Source organism: Devosia sp. A449, from assembly GCF_054489375.1.
Map to the genome: position 1 here is coordinate 267,974 of NZ_JBTMWU010000001.1, position 17,760 is coordinate 285,733.

17 protein-coding genes are annotated in these 17,760 nt (G+C 60.9%); 10 read left to right on the top strand and 7 right to left on the bottom strand.

Annotated features, from left to right (window positions below):
* Window positions 1–15 precede the first annotated feature (15 nt).
* From ACX3OW_RS01310 to ACX3OW_RS01320, 3 genes are read left to right on the top strand one after another with little or no spacing between them, the layout of a single operon-like run.
* Entirely contained in the window at window positions 16–963 is a 948-nt protein-coding gene (locus tag ACX3OW_RS01310; RefSeq protein ID WP_459093930.1) for an ABC transporter permease, read from the top strand.
* Window positions 964–966: 3 nt separating this feature from the next.
* Window positions 967–1,929, top strand: a complete 963-nt coding sequence (locus ACX3OW_RS01315) for an ABC transporter permease (RefSeq protein WP_459093931.1) — start codon at window positions 967–969, stop codon at window positions 1,927–1,929.
* A complete protein-coding gene (locus tag ACX3OW_RS01320) occupies window positions 1,929–3,083 on the top strand; it encodes an iron-containing alcohol dehydrogenase (RefSeq protein ID WP_459093932.1) in 1,155 nt (384 codons plus the stop codon). The genes ACX3OW_RS01315 and ACX3OW_RS01320 overlap by 1 nt, the downstream gene beginning before the upstream one ends.
* Before the next feature lie 20 nt (window positions 3,084–3,103).
* On the opposite strand, the gene ACX3OW_RS01325 is transcribed toward ACX3OW_RS01320, so the two are convergent.
* The gene (locus ACX3OW_RS01325) at window positions 3,104–3,847 is read right to left on the bottom strand and encodes a FadR/GntR family transcriptional regulator (protein WP_459093933.1); all 744 of its coding nucleotides are present in this window, start codon (window positions 3,845–3,847) and stop codon (window positions 3,104–3,106) included.
* Window positions 3,844–4,932: a four-carbon acid sugar kinase family protein gene (locus ACX3OW_RS01330; RefSeq protein WP_459093934.1), complete on the bottom strand. Its 1,089-nt coding sequence runs from the start codon at window positions 4,930–4,932 to the stop codon at window positions 3,844–3,846. The genes ACX3OW_RS01325 and ACX3OW_RS01330 overlap by 4 nt, the downstream gene beginning before the upstream one ends.
* A gap of 281 nt (window positions 4,933–5,213) precedes the next feature.
* Between ACX3OW_RS01330 and ACX3OW_RS01335 the strand changes: the two genes are divergently transcribed.
* The gene (locus tag ACX3OW_RS01335; RefSeq protein WP_459093935.1) at window positions 5,214–7,019 is read left to right on the top strand and encodes an ABC transporter ATP-binding protein; all 1,806 of its coding nucleotides are present in this window, start codon (window positions 5,214–5,216) and stop codon (window positions 7,017–7,019) included.
* Between the two features lie 481 nt (window positions 7,020–7,500).
* Here the strand turns inward: ACX3OW_RS01335 and ACX3OW_RS01340 are convergent, their stop codons facing one another.
* Window positions 7,501–7,962 (bottom strand): hypothetical protein, encoded by a 462-nt coding sequence (locus ACX3OW_RS01340; protein WP_459093936.1) that lies wholly within the window; start codon window positions 7,960–7,962, stop codon window positions 7,501–7,503.
* 223 nt (window positions 7,963–8,185) lie between these two features.
* On the opposite strand from ACX3OW_RS01340, the gene ACX3OW_RS01345 reads away from it, so the two are divergent.
* A complete protein-coding gene (locus tag ACX3OW_RS01345) occupies window positions 8,186–8,692 on the top strand; it encodes a helix-turn-helix domain-containing protein (protein WP_459093937.1) in 507 nt (168 codons plus the stop codon).
* A gap of 48 nt (window positions 8,693–8,740) precedes the next feature.
* Here ACX3OW_RS01345 and ACX3OW_RS01350 read toward each other — a convergent pair whose 3' ends face one another.
* From ACX3OW_RS01350 to ACX3OW_RS01365, 4 genes are all read right to left on the bottom strand, one after another.
* Entirely contained in the window at window positions 8,741–10,435 is a 1,695-nt protein-coding gene (locus tag ACX3OW_RS01350; RefSeq protein WP_459093938.1) for a recombinase family protein, read from the bottom strand.
* Window positions 10,432–10,944 (bottom strand): DUF2924 domain-containing protein, encoded by a 513-nt coding sequence (locus tag ACX3OW_RS01355; protein ID WP_459093939.1) that lies wholly within the window; start codon window positions 10,942–10,944, stop codon window positions 10,432–10,434. The genes ACX3OW_RS01350 and ACX3OW_RS01355 overlap by 4 nt, the downstream gene beginning before the upstream one ends.
* Window positions 10,945–10,964: 20 nt before the next feature.
* Window positions 10,965–11,567, bottom strand: a complete 603-nt coding sequence (locus ACX3OW_RS01360) for a DUF3489 domain-containing protein (protein ID WP_459093940.1) — start codon at window positions 11,565–11,567, stop codon at window positions 10,965–10,967.
* Between the two features lie 449 nt (window positions 11,568–12,016).
* Window positions 12,017–12,547, bottom strand: a complete 531-nt coding sequence (locus ACX3OW_RS01365; RefSeq protein WP_459093941.1) for an Lrp/AsnC family transcriptional regulator — start codon at window positions 12,545–12,547, stop codon at window positions 12,017–12,019.
* Between the two features lie 388 nt (window positions 12,548–12,935).
* Between ACX3OW_RS01365 and ACX3OW_RS01370 the strand changes: the two genes are divergently transcribed.
* Genes ACX3OW_RS01370 through ACX3OW_RS01390 form a run of 5 tightly spaced genes read left to right on the top strand, consistent with a single transcriptional unit; the run spans window position 12,936 to window position 17,683 of the window.
* The gene (locus ACX3OW_RS01370) at window positions 12,936–13,973 is read left to right on the top strand and encodes an ABC transporter substrate-binding protein (RefSeq protein ID WP_459093942.1); all 1,038 of its coding nucleotides are present in this window, start codon (window positions 12,936–12,938) and stop codon (window positions 13,971–13,973) included.
* A 34-nt stretch (window positions 13,974–14,007) separates the two neighbouring features.
* Window positions 14,008–15,075, top strand: a complete 1,068-nt coding sequence (locus ACX3OW_RS01375) for an ABC transporter ATP-binding protein (protein WP_459093943.1) — start codon at window positions 14,008–14,010, stop codon at window positions 15,073–15,075.
* Window positions 15,072–15,932: an ABC transporter permease gene (locus ACX3OW_RS01380; RefSeq protein ID WP_459093944.1), complete on the top strand. Its 861-nt coding sequence runs from the start codon at window positions 15,072–15,074 to the stop codon at window positions 15,930–15,932. Before ACX3OW_RS01375 ends, ACX3OW_RS01380 begins: the two co-directional genes overlap by 4 nt.
* A complete protein-coding gene (locus ACX3OW_RS01385) occupies window positions 15,929–16,738 on the top strand; it encodes an ABC transporter permease (protein WP_459093945.1) in 810 nt (269 codons plus the stop codon). Before ACX3OW_RS01380 ends, ACX3OW_RS01385 begins: the two co-directional genes overlap by 4 nt.
* A gap of 9 nt (window positions 16,739–16,747) precedes the next feature.
* Window positions 16,748–17,683, top strand: coding sequence for a 2-hydroxyacid dehydrogenase (locus ACX3OW_RS01390; protein WP_459093946.1), 936 nt, complete (start codon window positions 16,748–16,750; stop codon window positions 17,681–17,683).
* Window positions 17,684–17,760: the final 77 nt, after the last annotated feature.

A 17,760-nucleotide genomic window follows, 5' to 3' on the forward strand; every position in this document is an offset into this window, starting at 1 on the left:
TAGGCGAGGTCATTAATGCTCATCTACGCTATCAAGCGGCTGCTGCTCTGGATCCCATCGGTGCTGTTGGTGCTGCTCGCGGTCTATGCGCTGGCCTTCTATGGTGCCGGCGATCCCATCAAGCTCATTTTCCTACGCGAGCCAGGCGGCATTGCTTTTGATCCCAACCGGCTTGCAGCGATCCGCGAGGCGGCTGGTCTTGACCGGCCGTTCTTTGCGCAGTTCGGCGATTATCTCTGGAACGTGCTGCAGGGCAATTTCGGCAATTCGCTGACCTCTGGTCGCTCGGTCGGTCGCACCATTGCCGCCGCCGCGCCGGTGTCGATCACCCTCGGCGTGCTCGCCATCCTTCTCACCGCGCTGGTCGCCATCCCGCTCGGGGTAATCGCCGGGCTGCGCCAGAACACGGCTATTGATTACACCATCTTGGGTTCGGCCCTGTTCCTCTACGCCATTCCGTCCTACGTCGCCGGTCCGATCCTGATGGTGCTGCTGATCCTTATCCTACCCGGTGGCGCCGTGCCCTACGGTTGGGGCGGGCTGTTCGACGTGCGCGTCATTCTGCCCTTGCTGGTGCTGTCCTTCCATCCGATCGCGCTGATCGTCCGCCAAACCCGTTCGTCAGTCATCGAGGTGCTGAGCGAGGATTTCGTGCGCACCGCCCGGGCCAAGGGCCTGCCCGCCGGCAAGATCGTCCGGCGCCACATCCTGCGCCCGATCCTCACGCCCGTGTTGACCCAACTGGGCCTGATCATGATCACACTGGTCAATGGCGCGGTATTCGTTGAGCTGGTGTTCGGGCTGCCAGGGCTGGGTCGCCTCGCCATCCAGGCGCTGCTGAACTCCGACTATCCAATCATCCTAGCGGTGACCCTGATCGCTTCGGCCCTGGTGATGGTTTCCAATCTCCTGATCGATCTTGCCTATCCGCTGCTCGATCCGCGTGCTGCAGAGAAGAGGTAAGGCATGTCCACAACCACCGAACCCGCTGGCCTCATAAAGCCCAATGAACCTCCTGTCGGGCTCTGGAGCGATGCCTGGGCGCGGCTGCGCGCCAACAAGATTGCCATGGTGGGCCTTGGCGCTATTGTGCTCCTCGTTCTCATCGCCGTCTTCGGGCCGTTCCTGACACCCTATGACTTCCTGACGCAGGACCTCGATTCCCGTAATCTGGCTCCGTCCATGGCTCACTGGCTGGGCACTGACGAACTGGGCCGCGACGTGGCTAGCCGCGTCATCTACGGCACGCGCACGGCGTTTCTCGTCGCCATCGTCGTGACGGCGATTTCGGCAATCATCGGCTCGGCGCTCGGGGCTATCGCGGGCTACGCCGGCGGCAAGGTCGACGCCACCATCATGTGGTTTACCGACGTGTTCATGTCGGTCCCCAACCTGCTGCTGGTTATCGTCATCAATACATCGCTCAAGCCGCAGCTGGGCCGCTGGATGGACCAGATGTATCTGGCCACCGAGAACATGCTGTTCCGCAATACCCTGATCGTCGATTTCATCATGGTCTTCGGCACCATCGCGCTGGTCATGTGGCCGCCCTATGCCCGCACCGTGCGCGCGCAAATTCTCAGCATTCGCAGCCAACCCTATGTGCTGGCGGCCCGTTCGCTGGGCCTGCCGAGCCGCCATATCATCCTGCGCTATCTCATTCCCAATTCCATCGGGCCACTGATCGTTACCGTCAGTGCCGGACTCGGCGGCGCCATGGTGCTGGAAAGCGCGTTCAGCTTTCTCGGTGTTGGCGTGCAGCCACCGACCCCAAGCTGGGGGCTGATGATCTCGGATGGCCTGCGCACCTGGCAGCAATATCCCCACCTGCTTGCGGCCCCGGCCGTTACCCTGGCCATTGCATCGGTCGCCTTCAGTTTCATCGGCGACGGCCTCAACGATGCTCTCAATCCAAAGGGTGCCAAATAATGACCTCGGCCCTCACTGCCTCTGCTGTCCAGTCCGCCAGCCCGCTCTTGCAACCACTGAGCCTGGTTCAGCCGGGACGCATCGAATATGGGGCCGGCAAGGTCAGGCGCCTAGCCGATCTGGTGCCCGGCTGGGCCAACCGGCGCGTGCTGGTGGTGGCCGATGCCTTCAATGCCGGCCGCGTCGAGCTTCTGGGCCTGCCCGCCGAAAGTCTGATCTTCTCGCAGGTGCGGCCCGAGCCCGACCTGCCAAATCTTGACCTGCTGGTCGATCAGGCGCGCGGCTTTGCGCCCGATGTCATCATCGGCTTCGGCGGCGGCAGCGCCATGGATCTCGCCAAGCTGACCTCGGTGCTCTGCGGCAGCGCCAAGAACTTTCGAGACATCGTTGGCGTCGACAAGGCCGACGCCCGCTCCTGCCTGCTGATCGCCGTGCCCACCACGGCCGGTACCGGCAGCGAAGTGGGCGCGCGCGCTTTAGTCATGGACCCCGCCAATAAGGCGAAACTGGCCGCCGACAGCCGGCACATGGTGGCCGACATTGCCATCGTCGATCCGGAAATGACCGTCTCGTTGCCTGCCGCCGTCACCGCCGCGACGGGCGTCGACGCACTTGCTCATTGCGTGGAATCCTTCACTAGCCGGCGCGCCCATCCACTGATCGATCTCTATGCCCGAGAGGGTATTTCGTTGGTTGGGCGCTATCTGGCACGCGCCGTTGCCGACGGCGGCGATGTCGAGGCCCGTGCGGGTCTTGCCATGGCGGCGCTCTACGGCGGGCTGTGCCTAGGTCCGGTCAACACCACGGCGGGACACGCGCTGTCCTATCCGCTCAGCACCCGCTACGAGGTCCCGCACGGTCTCGCCAATGCGGTGATCTTTCCCCATACGTTGGCGTTTAACGCATCGGCCCGCCCGGAGAAATCGCAACTGGTTTCGGACCTGCTGGGCCTGCCCGGCAAGGACCTGCAAGCCGAATCTTATGCCTATTGCGAAGCCCTCGGCGTCGAAATGACCATGGCGCCGCTCGGCGTCACCGCCGATGCCTTGAACTCGATGGCCGAAGAGGCCCATGGCATCCGGCGCTTAATGGATTTCAACCCACGCGACATGGCGGTTGCCGACATCTTCGGGATCTATCAGGCGGCGCTCTGAGAGCCGCCTGGTAGATCCCGCTAAAGCGACAGGTCGAGCACTCGGTCTTCGAACAGCCGGTTGCGTGACCCTTCCAGATGTTGACGCATGTGGTCGCGGGCCTCCTCGGCCTTGCCGTCGCGAATGCACTCATAGATGTGCCGGTGCTCATCGAGCACCTTTTCGAGGCCGCGGCCCGGCCCCATCAGGGCAAGTCCATGCAGCTTCATGCCGACGGCGATATGGCTGCGCAGGGCCTGCATGGCCGAGCTGTAATAGTGATTGTTGGCCGCATCGGCGACGGCCAGATGGAAGGCAAAGTCGGCATCCTCGCGGTGGCGCTGCTGGTCGGTGACGCTGCTCAAGAGGTCGACGACCTTGGCGATGTTTGCGATCGCTGCCTCGTTGCGACGCTTGGCGGCATAGAACGCCGCTTCCGGCTCGATGGTCAGGCGAAACTCGTAGCAGCGCTGGATATCGGCAATGGTCTCGACCGGCGGAAAGCCTAGCGCGCGCGGTTCGCTGCGCAGGCGCACGAAGCTGCCGGCGCCCTGACGCGAATAGATCATGGCTTCCTGCCGCAACCGCTCCAGCGCCTCGCGCACGATGGGCCGGGAGACGTCGAACTGTTCGGACAGTTCCTTTTCGCTTGGCAGCTTGTGATCGGGCGGATATTCGCCGTCGGATATGCGCGTCAGCAGCAACTGGTAGACGCGATCGGCAAACAGCGTTCGGTGCCGCGGTTCCTCGTCGACGCTGGTATCGCCAGGTCTAGTTTTCGTCATGCCTTGGTGCCCGCTTTGTTGATATCAGTACTACGTATGGTCTTGTTAGCGGCTCGTGCAAGCACCAGAAGATCATCCGGTGTGCCGAAACCGCCCGATTTCGTCAATATAGTCAGATCGCGCCCGTCCAGCCGCGCCCGCGAAACTGCAATCCCCGGCAATGCCTCGCCGACCAGCTCGACGCAGTCGATGCCGAGCTCGCCCAGCACGGTCTGCGCGGTCTCGCCGCCGCACAGCAGCACCGTGGCGACATCGCCCTGGCGCAGGCGCGCCGCGATCGAGACGCCAAACCTTTTTAGGACGCTGGCATGGCTGGGAGATGCCGGCGTGCTCTCGGCCCGGTAAAGTGTTGTGGGTGCGGTCAAATTGGGTTCAACGGAGCCATCGGTGGTGATCTGGTAGCGCACCTCGGGCAGCGCGCTGGCGCGGGCGACCTGAGCCAGGGTAATCGGATCATGCGAGCCGATTGCCAGCAGGAGCGGGCCATGGATGGAGACGAACGGATGGCGGTCTGGTGTGCCCAGGGCACGCGCCAGGCTTTCGCCCAACCCGCTGGCGCCGACGAACAGCACCTCTCGCCAGTCATGACCGGCAACCGCCTGCAAATCCTCGATTGTTTCGATATCGGGCGCCGTCAATTCCAGTCCGCCGAACCTTGTGGCGATGTCCAGCGACGCGTCGAGCCCTTTGCCGATTACCTGGCCGTTTTTGACCAGACGGCCCTGGCTGGGGATGGCGGGAGCGACGATGATCTGCTGGCGGCCGAAGGCTTCGAGGCACGCGGCGGACTCTTCGGCCACATGGCCCTTGAGGCGCGAGTCAACCTTTTTGAGCGCAATCAACGGCCCAGATGCCGCCAATATGCTGGCAGCATGCCGCACGATTGCCTGCGCTTCGCTGGCTGATTTCTCGCGGCTTGCCGTGTTGACGCAGACCACGTCGCCGCCCTGCGCGAGAGCGGCAGCGATGCCGCGGGGATTGGTGGCCACGTTACAGCGGAGGCCGCGGGCGGCAAACGGGGCCGACGCGTCGAGCGCTCCGGTCAGGTCGTCCGCTACAATGGCTACGCGCACGGTCAACTCCACTGCCCGATCTAAACGCCGGACGTCACTTTCTTGTAAACATCACTGTGAACATGTCAATTTTTCTGAGGCCGTGTGTCGCATTTTTCTTCGCCTATATTCACGTAAATAATTGAAATAGCTAAGTTTAGATCGCGCCAAATGCGAGACGCACTTGTCAATGATAACTTGACAAATGCCCGACGTCCTTTCTAGATGCCGCACAGCGCGGCCCGCACCATGCGGGTCATGGGTTTCGCACGCGCCGATGGCGTCAGCGGACCTCTTTTTAGGAGGAGCGCAGCATGACGACATCGGTTCTCGTCGTATCAGGCCTCAAGACGGCATTCCGCAACCGCGGCCAGTGGTCCGAAGTCGTGCATGGCATCGACTTCACGGTCGGACAGCGCGAGACGGTCGCGCTGGTGGGCGAGTCCGGCTCCGGCAAGAGCGTCACCGCCATGTCGATCATGCAGTTGCACAATCCGGCGCTGACGCGGATCGAAGGCAGCGTGCGGCTTGATGGCAAGGAATTGCTCGGCCGCACCGATAGCCAGATGAATGCCGTGCGCGGCAAGCGCATCGGGATGATCTTTCAGGAGCCGATGACCAGTCTCAACCCGATCATGCCGATTGGCGAGCAGATTGCCGAAGCGTTGCTGGCCCATCGCCATATTTCGCCGGCCGAGGCAAAGGCCGAGGCTTTGCGGCAGCTCGACCGGGTGCGCATTCCGGACGCGGCACGGCGCTACAATGAACATGCGCACCAGTTTTCCGGCGGCATGCGCCAGCGCGTCATGATCGCCATGGCGCTTGCCTGCGGCCCCAAACTGCTGATCGCCGACGAGCCGACGACGGCGCTCGATGTCACCATCCAGGCGCAGATTCTCGAGCTGATCAAGACCTTGCAGGCCGAAGAGGACATGTCGGTGCTGTTCATCACCCATGACATGGGTGTGGTGGCCGAGATCGCCGACCGCACCGTGGTGATGCGGCACGGCGCGATTGTCGAGGATCGCCCGACCGCCGATATCTTTCTCACGCCCGAACAGCCCTATACCAAGGCCCTGCTGTCGGCTGTTCCCAAGCTGGGTTCGATGACCGGCGAACCGCGCCCGCGCCGCTTTGCCATTGCCGACCCCAAGACCGGCAAGCTAGGCGTCGCGGCAGCCAGCGTTGAAACACTCGACAAGGGCGGCCCGCCCGTGCTTGAGGTCAAGAACCTCTCGACCCGCTTCTCGATCCGCTCAGGCATGTGGAGCAAGGTTTCAGGCCGTGTGCATGCGGTGGAGAACGTGTCTTTCACCCTGCAGCGCGGAGAAACGCTAGCGCTGGTCGGGGAATCCGGTTGCGGCAAATCCACCACCGGGCTGTCCATTCTGCAATTGGTGTCGCCGGTATCGGGTTCGGTGAAACTGGAAGGCGAGGAGATTGCCGGTCTGCCTGAAAGCGAGATGCGCAGCCGCCGCAAGCGCATCCAGATGATTTTCCAGGACCCCTTTGCTAGCCTCAATCCCCGCATGACCGTGGGCGGCGCGATTTCCGAACCCATGTTGCTTCACGGCATGGCCACGGCGTTCGAGGCGCCTGGCCGTGTGAGCGCTTTGCTTGAACGAGTAGGTCTCTCGCCGAGCATGGCGAACCGTTATCCACACCAGCTATCGGGCGGACAACGCCAACGCATCTGCATCGCCCGCGCGCTGGCCGTGGAGCCGGCGATCCTCGTTGCCGACGAAAGCGTTTCGGCGCTCGACGTCTCGGTCAAGGCGCAGGTGGTCAATCTGCTGCTGGAACTTCAGGAAAGTTTGCACCTATCCTACCTGTTCATCTCCCACGACATGGCCGTGGTGGAGCGCGTCAGCCATCGCGTAGCGGTGATGTATCTCGGCGAGATCGTTGAGATCGGCAACCGTAGCGATATTTTTGCCGACCCTCAGCACCCTTATACCCGTAAGTTGCTGTCAGCGGTGCCCGTGGCAGATCCGGCGCAAAGGCACCGTGCCCGCGGCCTTGCCAATGATGATATCAAAAGCCCGATCCGCCCGGCGGACTATCAACCCCCGGAGAGGCATTATCGCGAGGTCCGCCAGGGGCATCTGGTAATGGCCTGACCAGAGTCGAAGACCCTCTTCGCACCAGGAGAAAGGATTGGCGTCGTGCCACCGCACCGCCGCCCTATTCCGACGTTGATCCACAATACTGGGTCCCTACGCTTGGATATCTTTGGCGTCAGTCGCTCCTCGTGTCTCGCTTCGGGGGGCCTGGCGACGTTCTGCCCCAACGCAGCGTTGCCAGCGCTCTGTTGAACGGCAGCTTCCAGGAAATAGATGCCGCAGCGTGATGGACTGCGTTGGGGCGCGTTGCAGACCTTGTGGGCTTGTTGGCCAACCCCAACCGCTTCCCAAATGCTATGTGGGGCCACTGGTGGGCATCGATGCTGCCCACCAGTGGCCGCTGACTTAATTGGCATTGATGGTGCAATGCCATTTTTGTTGAACATCAACCATGCCGGTCTCTTATCTGAAAAGATTAGATGGCTTTCAGATATACCGGAGGCCATTTTCGGCACGTTTTGTGCCGCGGGCTATCGCCTCATTGGAAGATTTCCATGGTGGTCAGATCAGCGTAGTATCTCTCGTCGCCACACCGTACGAAGTATGCTTTTCGTGGCCTCAGGTTCACCGACGCCATAAACCCGTTGGACTCTGCCAACTGCGTTTCAGTGCACAAGTTCCCATCAATCAAGCGCTGCGCAGCTTGTAGGAGTTGTGGCCGATAAATATTGAAATCATCAGAGCCGCCAATCGATTTTGCTAGGCCCGTGGCGCCTTCGGCCGGATCTGCGGGCCGATCCGCGGAAAGACTGGCTTCCACGACCCATTCTGCAAATTGGCCGTCGACAATGCCATTGCTCTGGGTGCACTGCGCATTGCCGGTATCGACATAGTCGCTCCGCCCCCCGTTGCAGGACGCGTCATAGTACTTTGACACCCGCACCCAACCGTCCAGGATCTCCAAGGGTTGCACGCCTTCTCGATAGTAGAATTCGCCCACGACCCCACAGGTTACAGCGGGGCAGCTATGTCGCGCCAGCCGTTGCGCGGCTACCCAAACGGTACCTTCCGGAGAGCTCGTATTTGGCGTGGAGGTACTTGTTGAGCTCGCCATCCACATGACTATGCCAACGCTGAGCGCGCCGAGGAGAGCTAGACTCGCGATCAAGTATGGCGGTCTCGGCGGTGGTCCGATTTGCGCCGGCACCGGCCCAGAGCGACTGGTGGAACTGGACGTCAGTTTGGTGGCGTTGCGTTTGCCAAATGTCTGTTGCTGCACTGTGCAGTCCCCTTTGCTGTTTAGCAAAAGGCTACATTTTGTTCCTGAAGCATTCCGTAACGTTCGTGGATGGATTGATGCCTATCGGGAACAAATCGTTCCTATGGACATCTTCGCCCGACGACTTCGAGAACGTGCCGAGCAGCTCGGCATCTCCAATGCCGAGGCCGGCCGGCGAGCTGGTTTGGATGAACGGCGCTACGCCCATTATGCCAATGGTCGCCGAGAGCCTGACCTTGCCACGCTCGTCAGAATTGCCGCGGCACTCGCGACGACGCCGAACTGGCTGCTTGGCTTATCGAACGAGGGGGAGAGCAGTTCCGCGCGATCTGACTTGCTCGAGCGCCTGCAGCAGGCCGCCGTGACCATGCCCGAGACGGAGCTACGGCTCTTTTGCATTCAGGCCGAGGCCATCGCCCGCACGCTGGGAGAGACCGGCAAGAAGCGCTGACATGCCGTTTGCTGATGCCCACACGGGCATGAGCGCGGCCCTTTTGGCTTAACCCCGCTCAACCAAAGCCAAGGTGTCGATCTGGGATTGCCAGCTAAGGTCGAGCGCCGGGCGTGCTCGATCCAGCAAACCCGGCGAACTCTTACCGCTCAGAATGTCCTCTACAATCCGCGGTGCGAGATATGCCAGCGGCAAGATCCGGCTGATATAGGCTGCACTGCGGTTTTCAGCTGCCGCGAGCTGGGTAATCGAGCCAACCTCGCCATTGGCGAGACGTTCGGCCCACCGGCGCGCTCTAACCACAGCGGCAACCAGTTCGGTGTCGGGCCGCAGATTGTCTGGTCCGGCCACAACCATCTTCATCTGCGGACCACGCCGCCTGATGACGAGCGGCGCTCGGAAGCTGATAACGTCGCTGTGTGGATCGGCGTTCGCCGGCCAAGCGGTGCTTTCTGGCTGTCGAATTTCGAGCAGCCGGTGCAAACCGGTTCGTGAAATCTCCAGCTCTAGCTGGGTATCGCGATATCGAACCTTGGCGATCACATCGCGGACAACAGCGTGCTGTGGCTGGCCCAATCGCTGCCCCAGAAGCTCAGCGCTCCGCTGCGCGTGGTGCAGCGCCCCAGCGATTTGGTCCGCGCTCACCTCGCCCAAGTCACCCACCAATTGCTGTTGGTTCATCAAGTACGCGCGGAGGGCGGCCAGGGTCGCGGCTTCGAGCTCGCCAGCAGCCAATCGCCTTGGTGTTTTGCCGATAACAACGTCCTCGACATAGTATCGATAGCGCCGCGCGCCCTTGTTGGCGTGGGTGGCAATAAAGCGGTTGCCATCTTCCGAGCAGAGTAATCCAGCCAAAAGGTGGGTTTCTGCCGCTGCACGACGGCGTCGACTGCGCGGACCTTGGGTGTTGGCTTGAAGCTGAGCCTGCACCGCCGCCCATGTCTTGGCATCGATGATGGCCTCATGCTGCCCGGGATGTGAGACCTTCTTATGCGGCACACGGCCAATATAAATCGGGTTGGACAGAAGCTTATAGAGATGGCCGCGCGTGAAGTTGCGGTTGCCATGCTTTCGGGCATTGGCGGACAGGCGCGGCGCCGTCAAAACATTGTCCGCCTTGAGGCGCTCCAGCAGAGCCGGCACATTGCCCACTTCCAAATAGCGCTGGAACACCTGCCGGATGGTGGTGGCCTCCTCATCATTGATAAACAGGCGCCGGTCGCGGGCGTCGAATCCCATCGGGATCACGCCGCCCATCCACATCCCCTTCTTCTTGCTGGCCGCGATTTTGTCGCGGATACGCTCGCCGGTAATCTCGCGCTCAAACTGGGCGAACGACAGCAACACGTTGAGCATCAGCCGACCCATTGAGGTCGTGGTATTGAACTGCTGCGTCACCGAGACAAAGGACACGTTGTGCTTGTCGAACGTCTCAGCCAGCCGCGCAAAGTCGGTGAGGGATCGGGTCAGCCGGTCGATCTTGTAGATGACGATGATGTCGATCTTGCCGTCCCGGAACTGATCCATCAATCGGACGAGCGCCGGGCGCTCCATATTGCCGCCGGAAAAACCACCGTCATCGAACCGGTCGGGAATGAGCTGCCAGCCTTCATGGGCCTGTGATCGGATATAGGCTTCGCAGGCCTCACGCTGCGCCTCCAATGAGTTGAAGTCCTGCTCAAGACCTTCCTCGGACGATTTGCGCGTGTAGATCGCGCAGCGAAATCGTGTTTGCTCGCTCATGCCGCGATATCCTCGCGCGTTGCTGCGGCCGCGCGCCGCGGCGAATTGGCGGCTTTGGGCGCGAGAAGGCCGAAGAATTTGGGGCCAGACCACTTGGTCCCCGTGATCGCAACGGCTGTGGCAGACAAAGTCTTGTACAACCCGCCACGCCACACGAAGCCGCCCTCCACAACATCCACCAGGTGGGTTGTCCCGTTCCATTCCCGCATGAGACGCGTACCGGGTGACAGCGAAGCGCGAGCATCGAACACCACCGCTCTGGTGGGCTGCGATCCATCCGCGCCGACAGTCGATGGACGCACGTCGAGGGACTTGCCGTAGTTCCGGAGCTGGCGAAACGCCGCCGGCTTAAGGCCGCCATAGGCCAACTCCTGCAGGCGGTATGCGATCGCCAGGCGTAACAAAGGGGACTGCATTTTGGCGGGCGGCTCGGTCTTGAGCACCGCGCGCCATCGTATTCGCAGCGCCTTGGCGTCCATGTCGCGCAGTGCATCGACGTCTTGTGCCACGTCAACCGGGGTCCGGCGTCTCACAACCCGCTCCCATGGCCGCTTGCATTGACCGCCGCAGCCGATCTGCTTTTCTCGGCGGGTGGCGCCTCTGGCATCTCAATGCGATAGACCCGGCCGCGCCCGCCTACCAAAGTCGACGAGATCGTATGGCGGTGCTGTTTCTTCAGCGCACCGCTGATGGCTCCGCGCACAGAGTGCTTCTGCCATCCCGTGATGGTAACTAGCTCCTCAATCAGAGCTCCCTGTGGGCGCTGCATGAGCATGACCAGGGTTTGTAGCTTTGAAGCTGGCGGTGGCATTCCGCCGAGCGCAGGCCTCTGCTGGATGATGGCGGCCGCGGACTTTCCGTCACCTGTCACCATAACGCCGATTGTGACGAGGCCAAGCTCGGTGATCAGCAAGGTTGTATCGGCAGCATCGTCGTTCTTGTGCCAAATCTCATCGCCGTCCTCGGCTGCTACCTCTGCCAGCAAGCCGTCATCGACGAGTTCTGCCACGCTCTGGCGAACCATCATGGGATCTCTGCCAATCGTCGACGGTACGGGCAGGGCCCGCAGGCTATCGCGTGCCGCCGCATTGGCGAGGATGACTCGGTGGGTGTCTGTCAGAGTTTTGCGCATCGTATGTCCTCAGGTAAACCTCAGTTTGGGGGCCTTGCACTGAGGCGAGCCCGGAGTGGCTGCCGGGCTTCGGTTCGATATCCACAGCAATGCGTGGTTGCGCGACGAAGTCCAGTCCTTTTGGTACGAAGGCTTTCAGTTATGGCCGCTTCGCGCGCCATTCCTGAAATTAGGCGCTATGCCGCCTCGCCCCAAAGCCGCCACCCCGAATGGTAAGTCGACGATCGATTTGCTGCTAACGACTAGGCCCCCCTTCCGGCAACACTTTGACCAGTAAAGCCGAGGGCTTTGGAAACGTCGATCCCGAGGATCGGTTGGGCTATACTCATCGGGCCTATCCCTGTGATGCGGGGTTATGAGCCGGCTCAATCAGAGGGCCGAGGCCAAGTAACGCAAGCGGTCCGCCGTCCGAAGGGGCCGAAAGTCTGCGGCGGCGGCTAAGCATTGATCTAAAATTGATCCGACAGTGCAGTGGCGTCGCTGTCGCGCCTGATGTCCAAAATCTCTTGCACCGTGAGGCGGCGGTCCTTTATCGTCTTGGTGACGATATAGGTGAAATAGCGATCGACGCCGAGATTGGCGTCCAGCATGTCATCAATGAGCTGCTGATACTGGGACACGGTTTGAGCTGCGACCTTTATAGAATAGTCCACGCCGCCGCCCAATGCGAAACACTCGGTGATCATCGAGGTATTGCGCACATAGTTCTCAAACATGCCGAAATCGACGGCACGGTGCGTCTTGAGAATGATATGAGCCTGAAACATCTGCAGATTGCCGAAAATGGCAGGATTGATGACCGCGTGATAGGACTGGATCAACTTGTTCTGTTCGAGCTTCTGCATCCGCTCGAAACACGCGCTGACGGACAGGTTGATCTTGTTGGCGAGGTCCGTCTTGCTGATGCGCCCCTCGGTCTGAAGCATCGAGAGCAGGCGCAGATCTATCTCGTCGAGTTTAATCCGAGGTGCGCTTGCCATGGGCTCAGTTCCTTGATCGAAGAATAGTCGGGAAGTATGCGTTTTTCCGCAGTATTTTCGGTTTAGTCAATTATCAGCCATCCCCTGCCTAACGGGCAAGAAATACACCTGCATCGCTCTGGTTAATGGTGGTGGCCCCGGAAATTCGGCCTTATGCTGCGCCATATATTAGGGCAAATCGCGATTTTGGCGCGAAATTAGTCATGCGGCGTGACGCCGCGCCGATTTTCATATGTCAGATTCCAGATTTTTCCGCAAAAGTTTCTGTTATCGCCGCTGTTACGAGAACTTTTTCGTCGCTAAAGCCCTAATTTAAGCCAGGTCGGAAGCATAAGAAGGCGCATGTCCAAATTTGGCGCACGTCCGACGGGAAACAAGGAGAATTCCGATGAGATTGAAACTGGCTCTGCTATCCACGGTCGCTCTGTCCGCTTTTGTCGGCAGCGTGGTTGCCCAGGAGAACGTGCTCTATGTGGCCGGCAATGGCGGCTCGCAGGAAGAGCTGATGCGCGCCGAAGTTTTTCCCGCCTTTGAAGCCGAGACCGGCATCAAGGTGGTCTATTCCGCCGGTAACTCGGCTGCGGTGCTGGCAAAGCTGTTGGCGCAGGAGGCCAATCAACAGGTCGACATCGCCATGATGAATACCGGTCCGATGACTCAGGCGATCGATCTCGGCCTGTGCCTGGATCTCGACCTCTCCGCGCATGAAGCAAATATCTATGATTTCGCCAAGTTCAAGTCCGGCAAGGCCGTCAGCTTTGGCGTGGTTGGCCTCGGACTGGCTTACAACACCGACACTTTCGCCAAGGAAGGCTGGGATGCGCCCACCTCCTGGACAGCGCTTGAAGATCCGAAATTTGCTGGCCGGGTCGTGTTCCAGCCGCTGAACAACACCAATGGCCTGCTGGCCCTGATCAAGCTTGCCGAAATCCATGGCGGCGACCTTGAGAATCTCGATCCTGGCTTCAAGGTCATGGCGGAAAAGATCGCGCCCGGTGTGCTGAGCTTCGAGCCGGCCTCTGCCCGTCTGGCCGAGATGTTCCAGAGTGGTGAGGTTGATCTGGCGGTGTGGTCGTCCACCCAGGTTCAGGTGCTGGCCGCCAGCGGCTTCCCGGTTGAGCTGGCATATCCGTCCGAAGGCGCCATGGCGATCAGCAACGACGTCTGCGCGGTCAAGACGGCCTCGCCCAAGCCGGAGGCCGAGGCCTTCGTGAATTATCTGGTGTCGCCTGAGGTGCAGGAGGTGCTGGCAAAGGGCCTCGGCTTTGGCCCTATCAACAAGCTGGCTGAACTGACGGCAGAGGAAGCCGTTGGCGTTCCCTATGGCCCGGACAAGGTGTCGAACCTGGAAAATGTGGACTGGAACTATGTCAACGCCAACCGCGAGGCATGGGACACGCGCTGGGTTCGTGAAATCGAGCGCTAAGACCACCACACTGCTATTTGAGAAGGCGTTGCCCATGAGTGCCGCTGCTACTACGCCAACGGCGTCATTTTTGGAGATCGCCGGACTGTCCAAGGCCTATAACAAGGTCACAGTCGTCGATCAGTTCGCTTTATCTGTCGAGGAGGGGGAGTTCATCTCTCTCCTCGGCCCTTCAGGATGCGGCAAGACCACGACCCTGCAGATGCTGGGCGGCTTTGTTGATCCTACCAGCGGCAGTATCCAGCTTGAAGGCCGCGACCTGATTGCCACGCCGCCGAACAAGCGCGGACTGGGGATGGTTTTCCAATCCTATGCGTTGTTCCCGCATATGACGGCGGCCCAGAATATTGCCTATGGCCTTGAAGTCCGTGGTGTCGGCCGCGCCGAACGGGATGAGCGCGTTCAAAAAGTGCTCGAACTGGTGGGGCTGGCAAGCTATGGCGACCGCTATCCGCGCCGCATGTCGGGCGGGCAGCAACAGCGCGTCGCGCTGGCCCGGGCGCTGGTCATTCAGCCGCGCGTCCTGCTGCTGGATGAGCCGCTGTCCAACCTTGACGCCAATCTGCGCGAAGAAATGCAGATCGAGCTGCGTCGTATCCAGCAGACGACGGGGACGACGACGGTTCTGGTCACTCATGATCAGGCCGAGGCCATGGCCTTGTCAGATCGTATCGTGCTGATGCGCGCCGGGGCTATCGAGCAAATCGGTGCGCCCGAAGACGTCTATGCCCGGCCCTGCAACAGCTTCGTTGCCAGCTTTCTCGGCAAAACCAATCTTTTTGCCGGTTATGTCGATGATAGCGGCGGCCGAATTACCGTCGGCGGCTATAGTTTTGCAGCGCCGGACAATGCGCGCCCTGGCGCCACCATCGTGGCGGTGCGGCCGGAAAAGCTGGGCTTTGGCGAAGACGGGTTGCGGGGCGTGGTGCGCAATTGCGTGTTCCAAGGCACGCAATGGCTGCTCGAAATCGACACTGAGCAGGGCCTCGCAGTGAGCCAGCGGCAAAATCTTGGTCCGCGCCCGCCAGCCGTGGGTGAAACCATCGGCCTGGTGTTCGACGCCAGTGATGTCCATCTGATTGCGCCCGAGGCGTCACCGTGAGTGGGCTTCGTCGCGGGCTGCCTTATCTGCTGTCGCTGCCGGCAGCATTCCTGTTTGTAGTTTTCCTGCTGCTGCCGCTCCTGGGCACGCTGATCCTGTCGCTGCAGGATTTCAGCCTGACGACCGGCATCATGCCGGTCTACGAACTCGCCAATTACATCGAGATTTTCTCGGATAGCTACTTCTTTGAAATTTTCGCCAGAACCGCGAGAATTGCTGTCTTCACGACCCTGCTGACCGTGGCCATTGGCGCTCCGGAAGCCCTCATCCTGATGCGGATGAAGGCGCCATGGCGGGGCATTTTTCTGCTCGTGGCGCTCGGCCCCCTGCTGATTTCGGTGGTATCCCGCTCGCTGGGATGGGCTCTGCTGCTGGGCGGGAATGGCATGATCAATCAGGCGCTCAAGGCACTGGGCCTCATCGAGCGTCCGGTGCAGATGATGTATACCGAATTTGGTGTCGTGATCGCCCTGACCCATGTGCTGCTGCCATTCATGATCATCGCCGTGATGACCACCTTGCAGCGGCTCAACCCGCAGGTCGAAAATGCGTCCTATTCGCTTGGCGCCGGTCCCATCACCACCTTCCGACGCGTGATCCTGCCGCAAATGCTACCGGGCATCATGGCTGGCGCCATCCTGGTCTTCGCCATGGCCGCCAGTGCCTTCGCGACGCCCCAGATCATCGGCGGTCGGCGCCTCAAGGTCATTGCCACGCTGGTCTATGACGAGTTCCTGTTCAGCCTCAACTGGCCGCTGGGGGCGGCGCTGGCCATGATCCTGTTTGCGGTGATCATCGCTGTCGCCATCGGCCTGAACGGCGTTGCCGAACGTTATTTCGCGAGGATGTACAAGTGAGCGGACGCAACGGTTTCTGGTCTTTGCTGTTCCATGGCGTGTTCGTCTTCTTCGTGCTGTTGCCGATCGTGATTGTTTGCGTGGTTGCCTTCACCCCGCTGGGCTATCTGTCCTTGCCGCTCGATGGGCCGTCACTGCGCTGGTTCGGGGCTTTGCTGAACAATCAGGATTTCATGGCCAGCTTTCAGGCTAGCCTGGTTCTGGGCAGTATCTCCGCCACGCTGGCCGCCCTGTTCGCGGTTCCCACGGCCATGGCAATCGTGCGCTTTGAGTTTCCGGGCCGCACGGCGCTACTCAGCCTGTGCATGTCGCCGCTGATGGTGCCATCGATCGTGCTGGGTGTGGCGTTTCTGCGCTTCCTGTCCCAGATCGGGCTGGGCGGGACGATGTTCGGGCTGGTGATCAGCCATGTCATCATCATCACCCCCTTTGTGCTGCGCACGGTGATGAACTCATTGGGCTCGCTGGATCTGGCGCTGGACAATGCCGCCGCATCCCTGGGGTCCAGTGCGTTGACAACCTTCCGCCGCGTCACCCTGCCTCTGATCGCGCCGGGCATCGTGTCGGGTTGGGTGCTGGCGTTCATCAACAGCTTCGATGAAGTCACGATGACGATCTTTATCGCCTCGCCGGGCCTGACCACCCTGCCGGTACGGCTGATGCTCTACATCGAAGACTCCATCGATCCGCTGGTTGCTGCGGTTTCAACCGTACTCATCGTTCTGGCGGTCGTCGCCATGCTCATTCTGGACCGTCTCTTTGGCATCGACCGGATGCTGATCGGGACCACTGACAAAGACAAATAGGAGGTTGCCATGAAGCTCTTGGTAAAATCTGGTGGCCGCGAGGCCATGAACGAGTGGAAGGATCACTTCCACGCCGCAAACCCGCGCATTGAGGTCGCCTATTGGGAAGATACCGGCGACCTCGCTTCGGTTGACTATGTCATGGCGTGGGAGCCACCGGCTGGGTGGCTGGCAACGCTGCCAAACCTGAAAACGGTGTTTTCGTCGGGCGCCGGGGTGGATCACATCACCAAGGATCCAGCCTGGCCGCGCCAGATTCCTCTGGTGCGCATGGGCGGCGTCGACATGGCGCAGCGCATGGGCGAATTCGTGGTGTGGTCCGCATTGTCCCTGCTGCGCGATACCCATGATTTCGCGCTGGGTCAGGCGACGCGCGAATGGCGCTACAAGGAAGTCCTGTATTCGGCTGCCGATCGCAAGGTTGGAGTCATGGGGCTGGGCAATCTGGGGGCCCGAGCCGCAACAATGCTGTCAGCCGTGGGCTTTCCGGTTCAGGGCTGGAGCCGTTCGGCAAAATCCCTGCCCGACATCAAGACTTTTGCCGGTGCCGACCAGTTCGACGCCTTTCTGGCGGACGTCGACATCCTGGTTTGCCTGCTGCCGGTGACGCCGGATACGGTCGATATCATCGATGCAAAGCTGCTGGCCAAGCTGCCGACCGGTGCCCAGATCATCAATGTCGGCCGCGGTCAGCATGTGGTGGAAGCGGATTTGATTGCGGCGCTGGATAGCGGGCACATCGCTGGTGCTGTGCTCGACGTGTTCCGTGTCGAGCCGCTTGCCAAGGATAGCCTGCTTTGGGCCCATGAGCGGATCACCCTGACCCCGCATATCGCTTCGACGCCGACCCGGGCCGAAAAGGCGCAGTTTGTGGCGCGCTGTATCGGGTTGCATGAAGCAGGCGAAGCGCTGCCCAATATCTTCGATCCAAGGCGCGGCTACTAACCCGCCTTCACCAGCAAGCAGCCGCCCCTGCCGACCACTCGCCAGGGGCTGACTCTTCACACCCTGAAATTGCGCAT

Coding starts and splice junctions, on each gene's coding strand:
- ACX3OW_RS01375 (WP_459093943.1), top strand. CDS start 14,008: ATGAGTGCCGCTGCTACTACGCCAACGGCGTCATTTTTGGAGATCGCC.
- ACX3OW_RS01315 (WP_459093931.1), top strand. CDS start 967: ATGTCCACAACCACCGAACCCGCTGGCCTCATAAAGCCCAATGAACCT.
- ACX3OW_RS01335 (WP_459093935.1), top strand. CDS start 5,214: ATGACGACATCGGTTCTCGTCGTATCAGGCCTCAAGACGGCATTCCGC.
- ACX3OW_RS01360 (WP_459093940.1), bottom strand. CDS start 11,567: ATGCGCAAAACTCTGACAGACACCCACCGAGTCATCCTCGCCAATGCG.
- ACX3OW_RS01325 (WP_459093933.1), bottom strand. CDS start 3,847: ATGACGAAAACTAGACCTGGCGATACCAGCGTCGACGAGGAACCGCGG.
- ACX3OW_RS01365 (WP_459093941.1), bottom strand. CDS start 12,547: ATGGCAAGCGCACCTCGGATTAAACTCGACGAGATAGATCTGCGCCTG.
- ACX3OW_RS01310 (WP_459093930.1), top strand. CDS start 16: ATGCTCATCTACGCTATCAAGCGGCTGCTGCTCTGGATCCCATCGGTG.
- ACX3OW_RS01390 (WP_459093946.1), top strand. CDS start 16,748: ATGAAGCTCTTGGTAAAATCTGGTGGCCGCGAGGCCATGAACGAGTGG.
- ACX3OW_RS01350 (WP_459093938.1), bottom strand. CDS start 10,435: ATGAGCGAGCAAACACGATTTCGCTGCGCGATCTACACGCGCAAATCG.
- ACX3OW_RS01320 (WP_459093932.1), top strand. CDS start 1,929: ATGACCTCGGCCCTCACTGCCTCTGCTGTCCAGTCCGCCAGCCCGCTC.
- ACX3OW_RS01370 (WP_459093942.1), top strand. CDS start 12,936: ATGAGATTGAAACTGGCTCTGCTATCCACGGTCGCTCTGTCCGCTTTT.